The organism is Cerasicoccus sp. TK19100 (assembly GCF_027257155.1).
Lineage (GTDB): Bacteria > Verrucomicrobiota > Verrucomicrobiia > Opitutales > Cerasicoccaceae > Cerasicoccus > Cerasicoccus fimbriatus.
This window is the reverse complement of sequence record NZ_JAPWDU010000002.1, coordinates 349265-363716: the sequence shown is the minus strand read 5'-3', so window position 1 is coordinate 363716 and position 14452 is coordinate 349265. Positions and strand designations below refer to the sequence as shown.

Below are 14452 nucleotides of genomic sequence, written 5' to 3'. Positions count from 1 at the left end.
TGAATAGCCCGCAATCGTTCTAGGGAGCGTTTGCGGGCTTCTTTTTGACACGTTGAGATTTGCCGAATTTTCGTCAGCGGACGATCTCGTAAGCGAGTGTCGCGGGGCGTGATTCAGGCAGTGTCTCGGCTTGGAAAACGATGTTGTTATTGGCATCGAGCTCGAAGGTAACGCTCCCAATGCGTTCGCCGCTTAGATTGATCGCGAACACCTGTGGCTTACTGGCTTGATTCGGCACGGTGATCGTCGCGCTGCCTCGTTTGACGAGTTTGTTCGGGCTACCCAAATCGATGATTTGATACATGCCTTCCTCACCAAATTTCATGCCTTCGTTGAGCACGTTGGTGAGGTGAAACACGAGCAGGTGATCGGACTCCGCCAGTGGTTTTTGGTCGAGTGCGCCAACGAAAACGGAGGTCGGGCCACCGGTGACATCGCGCACGAAATCCGAGTCGAGCGACTGCTGCTGGATCACGATCCCTTTGCTAAATGGCGTCTCGACGAGGAAGTCGCCATCGCGCTCCAGGCGCACCTCGGTGGCGTCTTGTTCGACGATGTAGGATGCCTGGGCCGATTGATTCTCAAAGGCCTGGTTCGCGCTGCCATCAGCATCAGGGTCATAGCGCGAGCTGATGCGCTTGGTCAGACCCAGATAGGAAGCGTCGGCGGAGAAGGCGGGTGGTGCCTTGCCAAACTTGGACTTATCGTTCGGGTCCACCTTGTAAATGTCTTCCGCGGTGCGCTCTGTGTTGACCTGATCGCTGCTGGTAAACGCACGCTCGCGGTTGACGGAGAAGACGACTTCCTCGGCAAGTACGGGGACATCGCCGCGGAGCCAAAGCATCGCGATTATGTATTCATTCAGCAGTCCTATCGGGTCCTGGACAATGTCGAAGCCTTCGATCGGCTGCTGCGAGTTGACTCGCTTTTGCTGGTGCGTCCAGGCAAAGCGATAGAGCCCATCGTAGTCCTGCAATGCGGAGTAGGTCCCCATCAGCGGTCCGGACTCATTGCGATAAATATTCGGGTAGCAGTAGTTATACTCCGTGATCGTGAATGGCTTGTTTTCGACTCGGGTCAGGAAGAGCGCGCGGGGAATGTCGGCGAGGTTCTGAGTCGCGCTGCGCTGGGAGTTGCTGTAGGGATATCTCCACGGGCCTTGCGGGAAATTCGGGTGGTCCCAGTAGCCGTGGTTGTCGACGTAATCATAGCGCTCGCGGATCGGTGTTTGCGCATAGTAGCGTTTCCAGTTGTTGCCGGTGATCAGGGCCTGAACGCCCAGGTCGTCCTTGAGGAATCGGCTCATCTCGGCGTCAGCGGCGATTTGAACTTCAGCCAGATATTCGTTGATCGCGGCCTCGCCTTGAGCGTCGGGATGCGATTTTTGCCATTCCTTAAAGCCTTCCTGATAGAGCGCCTTAACCTTTGCATCGGCATTTATCGCTGCCCAAATGGTATCTTCGTTAACGGGGCAAATCGAGAACAACGCCGGGTCCTCCGCCCAGGTCATGCCCGTGTATGGATTCTTGTGCGTCAGGAAATCCCGGGCAAAGCGTTTCCATTCATCCATGGCGTCTTGGTTGATCGGGATCAGTGCTTTAAATGCTCCAGCGTTATTGGCGGCTTGAAAATCTTTCAGCTTTTCATTGCGAATTCGGCGGATCGTAAAAAGGTCCGTCGAGACATACAGGCCCTGCTTTTTCATCGCGTAAAAGAGGTAGTCTAGGCGGTCGAGCATCTCTTCGGAAATCACATACTCCGTCGGGTTCCAACCACCGGCTAGCAGAACATCGTAGTGGTGAATGCGAACGGTGTTGTAGCCCATCTGGCGCATGCGCAGCGCGAGCGCATCAGACTCTTCCTTGGTCAGGAAATTGGCGTCAAAGTTTAGATTGGCTCCCAAGAAGCGAACCGAGTTCTGCGGGTTATCCGCAAAGGCAAAATGACCGTCCGGAGTGGTGATGACTCGGCCAAATTTTCCCGCTGGCGCATGATTCCAGGCGGAAAAATCCAGCGCGCTACCGGGCTTGACGGTAAGAGGCGTTTCGATCGGGGCCCAGTCTTTGTTCGCGCGCACCATGAAGAACTCCGGCTGGGGCAGGGCGATGCCAGCATTGGTCGTTGTGGCACCGATAATCATCCAGATGGAGTCATTGCCCGCGCCAAAGGCGATCTTTTCAATCGGCTTTTCTTCGAGGGGAAAGCGTGATTCGAAGATGCCGATATTAGCCCCCTTGATCTGGCTACTCCAGACAAGCGCGGCATTGGTCAGCGCCACCGGGTTCCACCAGTTGCCAACGTCCTGGCCGTTGTTAACCTCGATCAGTTGCTCGGAGCCGTCGCGATAGGAAACCTTGATCTGGCCGACCTGCCCCCAGGTGTAAGCCGAGGCGTGGAGCAAGTAGAGATAGGATGGACTGCCAATGTTCGCCGGTACATCCAAAACCGCAAAGCTCTTATCGGCACGTTTTGAATCCTTGGACAAAGCCACCACGCTATTGCCGCTGCTGGGAATGTCGAAATGGATGCTGCCGGCGATGTCGGTGTTTGCGGAGAATTGCGCTAAATCCTGCTCCGGGCCCTGGTCGGTCCAACCACCTTGGCCATCGCCTGCCGTCTCGTCTGCAAAGCCGCGGTTGGCAATGCTGGCGAGCGAAAGCGATTGCTCAATTATCGGCTCGAATGCAATCCGCGCAGAGAAATGCGCCTCTTTGATCAGGCCTTTATTGGGATCGAAAAAGGCGCGAACATGGAAGTTTTGCCCGCCGAATTTTCGACCGTCGGTCACCATCACGGTGAAGTTGCCGCCCAAACTCAGAATCCCCTCGCTGGTCGGAATGGAGACTTTCTTGGTTTGGCGAATGATCAGATTGGGGTCACTGCCATCGTAGTCCAAGGGAAGCACGAACTTCGTCTGGTCGATTTCCAGCACCGCTCCGGCAAACTGCTTGATCGGCAGTAAGCCTTCGTAGGCGAGCATGTTCGATTGGACGCCGGTTTGATTCCGAACAACGGCATTGAGTGACATGCCGCTTTTCCAGTCGCCTTGAAGCGCCATCGAATAGTCAAACAAAGCGTTCCCGCCACGCCCCAGAAATTGCCCTTCGAAATTGTGCCCATTCGACTTGGTGGGGGCAAAATTTCGCGCTTGGGAGCTGGCCTGCCATTTGTCGTTCATGAATAGCGTGCCCCATTCAGTGCCCCCGTATTGGATAGCGCCCTTATCGGTGATGGTGGCACCATTGACCGATAGAACAAAAGCGACAAATAGCGTGGCTAGAGGAAGCAACAGAGATCGTATGAAACGGGGCATGGTATTGTATTGGTATTTATATCACCACCTGCAGGCATGTTGGCATTCGGTGGCACGGGGTTATTGGTTAACCGCTAATCCCGTTAGAAAATCAGGCTGTGCAAGGACGCTGCTGGCTCAAGCGGAAGCGGCTGAAACATTATTCATTGGCAGGCGTAAAAAAAGCGGCATGGCACTAGGCCACACCGCTATTGAAATTTATACCATATGACGCTTACTTGCGGCGACGGAGCAAGGCGAGGCCAATGGCCATCAGGCCGCCGAGCAGCGCATAAGTGCTAGGCTCTGGGACCATGGTTAGGGTGTCGCCGCTCACCGTAAAGTAGTCGCTGAAACTACCAAGATTGGCTCCATCCACGGTCAGTTCGCCATCGGTCCATTTGGTTTCCCATTCAGTTTGATTGTAAAAGCCGGTAGTGATGGTGATGGTGCTACCAACGGCGGTCGAGGTGAAATCGAACTGCATTTCAGCGGGTCTGTCCCAAGCTGCCGCTTGCAGAGAATTGGCACCGTTGGTGAACGTGATCTGGCCTTGGTTGGTATTATTGCCGCCAGCATAATCAAAAATGGTGGTCGCGTTGAGCGTGCCGCCGTTTTGCAAGGTAAGCGCAGCGAGCGAAGTGTTATTGGAGAAATTGTAAGTGCCAATCGTCAATGTCGAGTTGTCGATGAGCACGTTGCCCGTGCGCTGAGAAAGGATGACGGATGTATTCAAGTCCTGCAAAATGGACAGATTGGCGTTGGAACTGTTTACCCAGAAAATGCCGCCGCCTGAAGAGGTCAGATTGCCGCCGTTTACGTTTAAAGTAGCCGTGCCTCCCAGGCTCAGGCGGCCAGTGCCGCTGATGTCTATTGTACCGCCATTAAGGTCCCAAACGCTATCATTTTGGAAGGTGACCTGGTTGTCGGTAAAGAATGATGCAGTGCCACCTGATTGTATGATGTTCGTGCTCGAAAGGTTGCCATTGGTGATGGCATCGTAGGTCGGCGTCCCTGAGGTGATGATGCCAGGGTTCGTTGCGTTATCTGGGAGGCCGTTGTCCCAGTTTCCAGCGGTGCTGAAGTCGTTATTAATACTACCAGTCCAATTGGTTTGCGCAGAAGCGCTGACAGCGAACAGTAGAATAGCGGTGGAGGGGGTAAGGTATTTGTTCATATCTAAGCTATCTCGTGGATGTTTATTTTGGGCGAAAAACTAAGGCATTATGCTTCAATGGCTTGAGTGCCTCAAGTTGTTGGTTGCGGAACATTATACGCATTTCTGGGATACGGAAATTCAAAACTGAGGAAGCATTACGATAATGTGGCGATTTTGGGAAGACTCACACCATCCACCCATTGACCAGTGACCATTTCAATCAAGTCGCCCTGGGCTGAACCGGTTACACCGGATCGGACCATCATGCTGATCAGCAGTAGCGCGCGCTCGAACAGGGTGACATTGTCGCGAAAGTAGCCAGCGATCTTGCCGACCAGTTCAGGATCCCACATGTTGATGCTAGCGAACGCGAAATCGTGGGGAATCCGATAGCCCATGGATTCGAGCAATCCGAGCTCTTCATGGTCGTCTCCCAGAATAACTTCTGGTTGATAATTATCTATCCACCGGCGAATGCCCTGATCATCCGGGCCAGCATTTTGATGATGAAGGTGAAACGGAATGCGATTCCCAGCGGATTGCACGTAGTGCTGGCGGCAGAAGACGCCGCCCAGGCGCAAGTCCATAGAATAGGATTCTGGGTAGTCTTGTAATAGGGCACCAATGCGTTGGTAGCCCATGCGAGTAAGGCGACTCCAGGCGCGCTCGATGCCCAGAAACTCGTCATGCATGACAACCGGGCAGTTAGGCTGCCAAGTGGACACATTAATGCTAACTGCGGCAAAGCGTTCGTTGATGGCATCCATCGGGTAGGGCGCGTTGGCCATCACGGCAATCACGACACCCGCCACCCCCATGAAGCCCATACGACGGATCAGTTTTTGTGCGTTTGGGTAATCAGAGACGTCCTCCGCGATCAAGGCGTAGCCTTTGGCTTGGGCTGATTCTCGAAATCGCTTAAATTCCAATTGGCACGTTTTTGCATTATGGCCTCTGCCGTCGAATAGGTAGGCAATGTTCATGCCCTCGTTGGCGCGCCTGCCATGCCAACGCCGTTCGATGAGAACCTGGAGTGCTGGGTCAGGACGGTAGCCAAGTTTATTGGCGATATCGTGGACTTTCTTTTTGGTTTCGGGCGCGGTACGTGGCTCATCCCGAAGCGCCCGGGACACGGTTGCTAGGCTTACGCCAGCTTCGCGTGCTATGTCTCTGAGAGTGATGTTCCGGGGCATATCAGTCGGGGGTAATAAAAAGTCTGTCTGGATCGACGGGAGCGGTCAAGAAGAACGCAAGTTACCAATTGTTCTGTGTTGTTCTAAATATCTGAAGTTAAATGACTTATGCGGGTTTGTGTATAGTGCGCAATCGTGTGTAACCATATCCGCATAATGGATATTGTTTCAGCCGTGGAGTGTTGGACACTGGCTGCTGGTAAATCAGCTTTAGTGATTCGTTGAGCGTTTAAACTTAGTTGCTAGCGCCGATGAACATTCTGTGCATGGTGCATGTCTCGAATAGTATCACCCCCTTTTGATCATGAAATTTCTCTCTGCGGCTTTCTACGCCTGTGCGCTTTTCGCGTGCTTATCTTTGCCTGGCGAAACAACGAGGCCGAATGTGCTCTTTATCGCCATTGATGACCTCAAGCCAATGCTTGGCGCATACGGCGATACCACGATCCAAACACCGCAGATGGACCGCTTGGCGCAGTCGGGGACGCTTTTTTTGAACAATCATTGCCAGGAGCCAATTTGTGGTCCGTCCCGCGCAAGCCTGCTCACTGGACAGCGCCCCAATACAACGAAAGTCAATGATCTGAAAACGAAGATGCGCGACATCCAGCCGGACTTGATCACCCTGCCGCAGCACTTCAAGAATAACGGCTACACCACGGTTGGTACCGGTAAAATCTTCGATCCGCGCTGCGTGGATGGGCGTCAATTTCAAGACAAGCCCTCGTGGTCTGTGCCGTTCACCTACTATTACGGCAAGCTCCCGTCGGCCGCCGGTTTTGTGAACCCCGACACGATTGAGTGGTTTAAGGCGCAGAAAAACGCCAAGGGCGAAACCATTCCCGAGTGGAATGTGAAGGGTGTCCCGGCGACCGAGGGCACCGAAGACGTGGCGGACAACGCCTACTCGGATGGCGCGATGGCTGACGCCGCAGTGGGGCTGATTAAGAAATATGCCGCCGAGGATCAGCCGTTTTTCCTCGCCGTCGGTTTTCAAAAGCCACACCTGCCGTTCATTGCGCCCAAGAAATACTGGGACATGTATGACCGCGATGCCTTTGAACTGGCCGAGTATCAGCAGGCACCCGACGGCACGCCGGACTTCACGTTGCAGCCGGGCTGGGAGCTTCGTGGTAAGTATGACGTGCCCAAGCGTGGTCCGCTTCCCGATGACCTTCAGCGCGAGCTTATCCATGGTTATCACGCCTGCGTGAGCTACATCGACGCGCAAGTCGGCAAGTTACTTGATGCGCTGGAAACCGCAGGCATTGCGGACAACACCATCGTTGTGTTGTGGGGCGATCACGGCTGGCATTTGGGCGATCACTCAATGTGGTGCAAGCACTCGGTTTACGAGCAGGCCACGCGCTCGCCGTTGATCATTTTTTCGCCGATGCAAAAAGATAAAGCCGGTCGCGTTGCCGCGCCCACGGAGTTTATCGACATCTATCCGACGCTTTGCGAGTTAGCCGGACTGGAGCAGCCTGAGGCCTTGGAAGGGGTCAGCCTGGCACCGCTGCTGGACGATGACTCCGGCTCGGTGCGCGATGTGGCGATGAGCCAGCACTACCGTTCTCCCAACGGCGAGAAGCTGACGGGTTATTCATTCCGTGGTCCTCGTTTTCGCTACACGGTTTGGCGCGAAAATCAGCCCGGTAAGCCCTTGGGCAGCGGCCCCGTTGTTGCCCGCGAACTTTACGACTACGAGCTCGACCCTCTGGAAACGAAGAACCTGGTGGATAATCCAGACTACGCCACAGTAGTCTCGCAAATGGAAACATCAGCCGCCAAAGAGCTGGCTCGCTACGGTATTCATTAAGCCCGGTTAGCGATCGGCTAAACCGCGCGGACAGTAAGTTCCGAGCGAGGCGTTAACCTGGATGGCATCCCTTGCGGACTGACTGAGGTTGCCTACAGCTTGCCGCGTCGTGTTTCCAGCTCGGTGCGGATGGCGTGCATCTTTTGGCGGTTCAGCGGGTAGATCCACATGAGCCATGCGGAGACGCCCCAGAAGGCGAGGGGGATCAGCACGAAAAAGAGAAGCATGCGCGTTAGCACTTCGGGTGGTTGTTCACTGCCCACGCTGACGTCGAATCCCGTTGCCTCGATGATGAAGCCCGATACCCCGGCCGACAAGGTGAAGGCCATTTTCAGGAACCAGGAGAAGATGGAATTGATACTGCCCTCGCGGCGCTGGTGGGTCGTCTTTTCGTCGTAGTCCACGATGTCCGCCTGCATGGAGGGCACGATGAGCCACATAGCACCAATCACGCCCGCGTTGAAGGCGACTGGAACCAACTGCAGATACGGGTAGTCCGGCTGCAGGCACACGTAGTTCAGGCCAGCACCGATAAAGCCTGAAACGAGGATAATGAACATCGCCCATTTCTTGTCGTACTTCTCGCAGATCCAGGTCCACAACGGAATTGTGCAAATGCCCACTACGGCCGCCACGGTGCCTTTCCATCCTTCGATGATGTACGACTTCTGCAGCTCGCCGTCGTTGACGAAATAAATGTTCAAATAGATGCCCAGTTTGCTGACGACGCCATTGCCAAACATGAACAGAAAGATGAACCCGCACAGCAGCCAAAACGGCTTGATCTTCACGGTCTCACGGATGCCTTTCCAGAATGAGATTTTCTGCTGCTGCGCCGCTTCTTTTTTGTAGTAGCGCTCTTTGACAAAAATCGCGGGAAGTATGCCCAGGATAAGCACAAGCGCCGCGAGCCCAAAGCTAACCACGCCCATCCCGTGCTTTACGTCGGGCTCACCGGTAGCCGGGTCGATAAAGTAATCCAGCGAGGCCAGTGCGAGCACCCAGCCGCCCACAAATACGCCCACTTTGGTGATTGCGGTGCGATAGCCTGCCACGCGGGTGCGCTCGTCGTAGTCGGGCGTCATCTCCAGCATGAGGCTGTAGTAGGGCATGGCCCAGACCGTAAATGCCGTGAAGAGAAACAGCCCGACAACGGTCAGGTAAATAACGAGGCCATTGACCTGATGGTCTTCGCCAAGAAAGGGCAAGTTAGGTGTCCAATCGACGAGGCCCGCAGGCGGATTCCACAGCACCGGCAGCAGGATGGCAGTGAGAATTGCGCCGACAAAAATGTAGGGTCGCCGGCGCCCCCAGCGGGTGCGTGTATTGTCGGAAATGTTCCCCATGATGGGGTCCGCAATCGCATCCCACCCACGGTAAATGAGCAGGATGATGCCTAGGATCGCCGGGCTCACGCCATAGGCGATATTCCAGATCGGCATCCAGAGAACCGCAGTGGCCAGACCGACGGAAAACCAGTCGATCGGAGCAGCGGAGGAGTAGGCGATTTTTTGAAGAAACGGAACTTTATCTTCCGCGGCAACTTGCTTCATAGAATAACGTTTCGCATAAACCAACGACGATCATCGTCATTGAGCGTGAACAGAAAATAGACTCCGCTTACGTCCGGCTGCATCCGCCACTTGCGGCGGTAAACCAGCTTGTATTCATCGTTGTCTTTTAGCGCCAGTTGCACGGGCAAGGTGTTGTTCTGAATGTTGGCAACGGAGACCGTTGCGGGGATCAGTGGCGGGAGATTGTAGATGTCTTTGCCCGCGTTGAGAACCAGGTCCTTGACGGACAAATTATAGACGAGAATACTGCCCGTGGGCACGTTTTCCCGGGTGGTGTTAATGGCGACTGCACGTGACTTTTGTTCGCCGACGCTGTTGGTGATGAGTAGCACGATGGCCTGCTTCCAATCCGCGCCAAACTGGACGTTGAAAACGGGCGTATAAACGAATTCCTCATCGCGCACCTGCCGCGCATAAAGCGTGAACTGCGTGGCACCGGCGTAGGCGTAGCTTGGCGAGAGTGTGGTGTGGCTGATGTCGAGCGGTTCATAGCCCTCCGCCCCGCGATAATACAGATCGGGCAGTTCGGTGGGGCGGTCCATTTTGTTCAGAGCACCGGAGGCAATCTGTTTGCGCGCGCTGAAGACCATGATCTGGAAATCCACCGCGCATTGGTTGGCCTTGGCTTGGGCCAGAAGGGGCGCGGCGGGCAGTAGCCAGGCGGCCAGCACGCACGCGCAAAGTAACTTTCTTAATCGATCCATTGGAAATCTATGATGCGAAATTTGCGGCCAAAGGTTTGGTTTTGCGTGCTCAGGTCGGCGTAGTTGTCGGTGGCGCTGTTGGCCCGGTCTTCGACAAATTCCGGCAAACGCTGGACAGTGGCCTTGCAGCGCGCGGTGGCCTGCACCTCATCCGTGAGCGGGTTGATTGATTCGCCGTAGGCATGAATCACAAAAGTGTCGGAACGTGTGCTGATGTACGGGCCGATCGCGTCGAGCAAATCGAGTTGCGTCAGGTAGCCCGGGGTGCCGGCCGCGCGGTCGCCAATGCTGGCTGCGATGTCGAGCTCGCGGTAAAAGGCCTCCAAGTCCGTTTGGATGAGCTGCACCTCTGCGTCGTTGAAACGGTCTTCGCCTGCGCCATTGCGAAGGTTGATTTCCGACAGGTCAATCGCGGCTTGCAAGGCACCAACCATCATGGCGCGCGCGCCGTCGGCATCGCTGCTCTGGTAGTCAGACTCGCGCTCGGAGCGATAGTCGGCATCGTCCAGCACGCGGTTGACAAAGTGCGACATGGAAATGAACGGGCCGCGCTTTTTCACCTGTTCGACGATGGCCTGTGCCAGCCGATCAATGTCGGTGGAGGACAGCGTTAAGAAGCCGTTGTAAACCGCGTCTTCGTGAGTATTGCGCAGGTCGCTGGCGGGTTCACCGTTGGGCTGGGCTACGCGGAGAAACGGCGTGGTATCGGAGTCGCTAAACTCGCCGCTGCGGCTTTCGACGGCGGCAGCCAGGGCGCTGGCAAGGAAGGCCTTCCAGGCGCGAACGGACGTCGAGTTTACATTAAACGCGCCTTCGATGTAGATACCGGCAGCCGAGGTATCGAAGCCGAAGTTGAAGTTTGAAAGCGCGTGGCGCGGATTGGCGCTTTCGTTCTCGGCGGTATCGTAGGCCGAGAAAAAGTAGGCGTCCCATAGCGCATCATTGAGCAGGTAGGAGACATCGTAGTGGTAGTAGCCATTCGGGTCCGGATTGCTGTTGGGCCATTCGTAACGGGCGGTCAGGTTGGCGGGGATGCGCGGGTCTTGCAGCGAGTTGCCGATTGCATAAGCCGGCCAACTGTTTTGCGCGCTGTAGGTCTTGAGCGGATTGTTGTAATACTTGTTCGGGTTGATGAACGGCTGGCTCAAGTTGGCGTGGGCAAGGTCGGCGATGGACAAAAAATAACCGGCGTCAGTGGGCGCTTCGAACAGGACGAAGCCGCCGTCAGCGATCATGGTTGGATCGTCGGTGAAGCTGAAGTTTATCCGCTCGTCGCCGTGATTGTAAGCGCGGTAGGAGTTGTTGACCGGCAGGCCGCGATCCCAGTGATAGTTCTCCGTATTGCCGAACTAGTTCGGGTTAAAGGCGAAGTCGCTGCCGTTGTTGTTTCCGTAGTCTACCTGCTCAAGAGGCGTCTTCGTGCTGCGGGGGGCACGCGGGTTGTAGTTTGCAATTGCGCGGATGTAGGGCATGACGTCGCGCTGCGCGGAGGTCAGGTCGTCGTTGTTGTTCACCTCGGCAAAGTTCTCGGGCAATTTCAGGTGCATGTAGGCACCAGCGGCGGGGAAGGTGGCTGAGTCATAATTTGAGTGCCCGGCGATGATGGGCTGGTTGGCCTCGGTCGAGCTGATAAGCGCGTCGTTGGTCGCCGGCCACTTGACATCGGCGCGACCGCTGGCACCCGAACCGGTGACGAAATAATTCTGCCCGGAGACGTGCTGCAGCAATACGTCGTCTTCCACATTGTCCACGCTGTCTCGGGCCAAGCGCACGCGCAGGTAGTTGGCGGACATCATATTGAGGCTCAGATCGGTTACGTTCTGCGCCACGCCCAACTGGTCTAAATTGATCGTGCCAACGCCCTCATAGTAGAAGTATTCGCCCTCGTAGAAGCCGACCGCGAGCGGCATGGGCGTCTCGGGATTACTGTCCATTTTGGTGATGCTTTCAGGTGAGAACACCAAGGCCTCGCCGGGCTGTATCACCGGGCTGTTTAGCTCAAACCGCAGGGGATCGCTGGTGTTCGGAAAGGTGTCGCTTTCCTTGTAATAAATGGTGGTGCCCTTGTTGGTGGTGAAAGACTTGGTGTCCGGGCGGCCGTCGTCTTCCTCCAAAAAGACCCGGCCTTTGAATTCCATGGTCAGGGCTTCTTCACCGTTGTATTGGTTGTTGTCCGTCACCTTCACATAGTACCGGTCCGCCGTGATGGGCTGGTCATAAGGGTTCCACAACACGACAACGGGGAAAATGCACAACCGCGGCTGATATTGGCCGGCCCCGTGGAGGATCAGATGATGGTGCAGGCTGAACTGCGCGATCACTGGATAAACGCCGGTTTGGGTGTCCGTGCCTTCGCGGGATTGCAGCTCACCGTCGTCATTGAGTCGCAGCGCGTAGTGGGAGCGCAGTTGCTCCCATCTCGGGCCACCCGGGTCGCGATCGTTGGCCGACGCACTTTGTGCGGCAAACACCTGATTCGCGCCGTGAAACGTCAGTAAGTCCTGAAAATCGTCTGTGTTTTCAAATGCCGCGGTCAAGTCACGCTTCAGTCCGGCGTCGCGCACGTTGACCGGGACACTGCGGGAGAGGCTGGTAATGTCGTGCGTGTAGTCCTGAACCAACTGATCGCTCGCGCCCAGGGCAATGGGGAGCTCGGCCAGGCTGGTAGTGCTGCCAATGAGCAAGCCGGCGTCTTCCAGACCATCGGCCGCATCGGCAATGCCGTCAATCGCGAGTGCGTTCATCGAGGCAGGGGCACGTGTATCGAGGTTAAAATCCCGACCATCGCCGGTTGGCATCAGGGATACGCTGGCCTTGAGCCCTTCATCCGCCACCCAGTATGCGTAGCGTCCGGTGATCACGCCATCCAGCAGGATGTCTTCCTTGGGCAGGATGATGGCCACGCCATCGGTGTCGTCTTCGGCCAGGACGACCTCATCATCGGTCGCGGTGCTCGCCGAGCGATTCGCATAAGGCGCAAGGCTCGCTTCGCTGCCGTTATTTTCCAAGCTGACCAGCCATTTCATTGCCCCGCGGTTCTTGATTTCGCTCTGGCTTTGGTCGTTTCCTTCGTCGCTGAAGTTGATATCGTCGGGGTCGCTCGACCAAACGCCGGTCCAGTAGGGGGCGTTGTCGGTGAGGATGTCGGCCCGGGCGGTAATGCGTTGATCGGGCCCGGCCAGTTTCTGCAGTTCCCCCAAGGCTTTCACTAGGGCAAACTGGGCGTTGCTTTTGGCTTCGGTCTCTAGACGGGTGGCGGTGGAGACATTGGTTTCCACCATCAGCGTCGTCGAAAGCGACAAGAGCAACATGACGATGAAGCCCATCAGCACGAGTGCCAGCACGAGCGCAAAGCCTGGTTGTTTCTTTTTCACTTGGGTAAAATGATTGGGGATTGGACTGAATGCGATTCGCCCATCTTTGCCGCGATTCGCCGCCGATGTAAAACGCCCGACTTTGAAACAATATCCGCCAATCAAAGGGTAGGGGACGCCCTTTGCTGGAGCGTTGGCAGCGCCAATTCTGCATAAAGCACTTAGGCCCTGCACCTAACTTTCTTCTTCAAAACGCTGCACATTGTTACAAATAAGCGCCGTTTTTTCTTGCCACTTACGGACTCTCAAACCATCCCTTGCCCCCTTACATGAAACTGACCTTCGACAATAAAATTGCCCTGGTTACGGGTGCCGGTCGCGGCATCGGGCGGGCCATCGCTGAGAGCCTTGCGGAAGAGGGCGTCCACGTCATCTGTGTTAGCCGTAGTGAGAACTCCTGTGGTGCCGCCGCTGAAGCCATCCGCGCCAAAGGCGGCAAGGCCGAAGCTCTGGCCGTCGATGTGGGTGACTCTGCTGCCGTTTCCGCCGCTTGCGAGAAGCTCCTTAAGGAGCACGAGAACATCGACATTCTCGTGAACAATGCCGGCATTACCAAGGACATGCTCTTGCTGCGCATGACCGACGAAGACTGGCAGGACGTGATTAACACCAACCTGTCCTCCTGCTTCTACTGGACCAAGGGCCTCCTGCGCCCGATGACCCGCAAGCGCTGGGGTCGCATCATTAATATTTCCTCCGTGGTTGGCATCATTGGCAACCCTGGACAAACCAACTACGGTGCCGCTAAGGCAGGTATGATCGGCTTTACCAAGTCGATGGCTCGCGAAGTTGCTTCGCGCAGCATTACTTGCAATGTCGTGGCACCCGGGTTTATTGAAACCGATATGACCGCCGAGCTCAGCGACACGGTCAAAACTGAAGCCAGCAAAGTCATCCCGCTCAAGCGCTTTGGCCAAGCTGAAGACATCTCTAATATGGTCACATACCTCGCATCCGAAGAGGCCGGTTACATCACTGGACAAACTTTTTCGGTTGACGGCGGCATGGCGATGTAAACAACTTTCCTTTTTAATCCATACACCTCCCGAAACATGTCGGATAAAAGCATCGAAGAACGCGTAAAAGAAATCATCGTTAACCAGCTCAACGTAAACGAAGAGCAGGTAACCCCTGAGGCATCCTTCCTGGATGATCTCGGTGCCGATTCGCTCGACTTGGTCGAGCTGGTCATGGCCTTTGAAGAAGAGTTTAAGGACGAGATTCAGGGCGAGATCCCCGAATCTGACTCCGAGAAACTGCAGACCGTCGGCGACGTCGTCAGCTACATCAAGGAGAAGTCCGGCAGCTAAATTTACTAAAGGGCGGCCGCACACAGC

Annotated in this window: 10 protein-coding genes; 3 read left to right on the top strand and 7 right to left on the bottom strand. The window is 55.6% G+C overall.

Annotation, left to right across the window (positions count from 1 at the left end):
* Nucleotides 1-73: 73 nt before the first annotated feature.
* The 3 genes from O3S85_RS05035 to O3S85_RS05025 all read right to left on the bottom strand — a co-directional run bounded on the left by O3S85_RS05035 (nucleotide 74) and on the right by O3S85_RS05025 (nucleotide 5644).
* Nucleotides 74-3313 carry a glycoside hydrolase family 5 protein gene (locus O3S85_RS05035; RefSeq protein ID WP_269538675.1) on the bottom strand — a complete coding sequence of 1080 codons (3240 nt, stop codon included), beginning with the start codon at nucleotides 3311-3313 and terminating at the stop codon, nucleotides 74-76.
* 214 nt (nucleotides 3314-3527) lie between these two features.
* Nucleotides 3528-4469: a PEP-CTERM sorting domain-containing protein gene (locus O3S85_RS05030; protein WP_269538674.1), complete on the bottom strand. Its 942-nt coding sequence runs from the start codon at nucleotides 4467-4469 to the stop codon at nucleotides 3528-3530.
* 137 nt (nucleotides 4470-4606) lie between these two features.
* Nucleotides 4607-5644, bottom strand: coding sequence for a LacI family DNA-binding transcriptional regulator (locus tag O3S85_RS05025; RefSeq protein WP_269538673.1), 1038 nt, complete (start codon nucleotides 5642-5644; stop codon nucleotides 4607-4609).
* 304 nt (nucleotides 5645-5948) lie between these two features.
* On the opposite strand from O3S85_RS05025, the gene O3S85_RS05020 reads away from it, so the two are divergent.
* Entirely contained in the window at nucleotides 5949-7463 is a 1515-nt protein-coding gene (locus tag O3S85_RS05020; protein WP_269538672.1) for a sulfatase, read from the top strand.
* A gap of 92 nt (nucleotides 7464-7555) precedes the next feature.
* Here O3S85_RS05020 and O3S85_RS05015 read toward each other — a convergent pair whose 3' ends face one another.
* The 4 genes from O3S85_RS05015 to O3S85_RS05000 all read right to left on the bottom strand — a co-directional run bounded on the left by O3S85_RS05015 (nucleotide 7556) and on the right by O3S85_RS05000 (nucleotide 13115).
* On the bottom strand, nucleotides 7556-9016 hold the full coding sequence (locus tag O3S85_RS05015) for an MFS transporter (RefSeq protein WP_269538671.1): 1461 nt from the start codon (nucleotides 9014-9016) through the stop codon (nucleotides 7556-7558).
* Nucleotides 9013-9741 (bottom strand): hypothetical protein, encoded by a 729-nt coding sequence (locus O3S85_RS05010; RefSeq protein WP_269538670.1) that lies wholly within the window; start codon nucleotides 9739-9741, stop codon nucleotides 9013-9015. The genes O3S85_RS05015 and O3S85_RS05010 overlap by 4 nt, the downstream gene beginning before the upstream one ends.
* Complete coding sequence (locus O3S85_RS05005; RefSeq protein ID WP_269538669.1) at nucleotides 9729-10976, bottom strand: hypothetical protein; 1248 nt, start codon at nucleotides 10974-10976, stop codon at nucleotides 9729-9731. Before O3S85_RS05005 ends, O3S85_RS05010 begins: the two co-directional genes overlap by 13 nt.
* A 114-nt stretch (nucleotides 10977-11090) precedes the next feature.
* On the bottom strand, nucleotides 11091-13115 hold the full coding sequence (locus O3S85_RS05000; RefSeq protein WP_269538668.1) for a hypothetical protein: 2025 nt from the start codon (nucleotides 13113-13115) through the stop codon (nucleotides 11091-11093).
* Nucleotides 13116-13384: 269 nt separating this feature from the next.
* Here O3S85_RS05000 and fabG point away from each other — a divergent pair, with 269 nt between their 5' ends.
* Together fabG and O3S85_RS04990 are read left to right on the top strand one after the other, a co-directional pair.
* A complete protein-coding gene (gene fabG, locus O3S85_RS04995; RefSeq protein WP_269538667.1) occupies nucleotides 13385-14131 on the top strand; it encodes a 3-oxoacyl-ACP reductase FabG in 747 nt (248 codons plus the stop codon).
* Between the two features lie 36 nt (nucleotides 14132-14167).
* The gene (locus O3S85_RS04990; protein ID WP_269538666.1) at nucleotides 14168-14425 is read left to right on the top strand and encodes an acyl carrier protein; all 258 of its coding nucleotides are present in this window, start codon (nucleotides 14168-14170) and stop codon (nucleotides 14423-14425) included.
* Nucleotides 14426-14452: the final 27 nt, after the last annotated feature.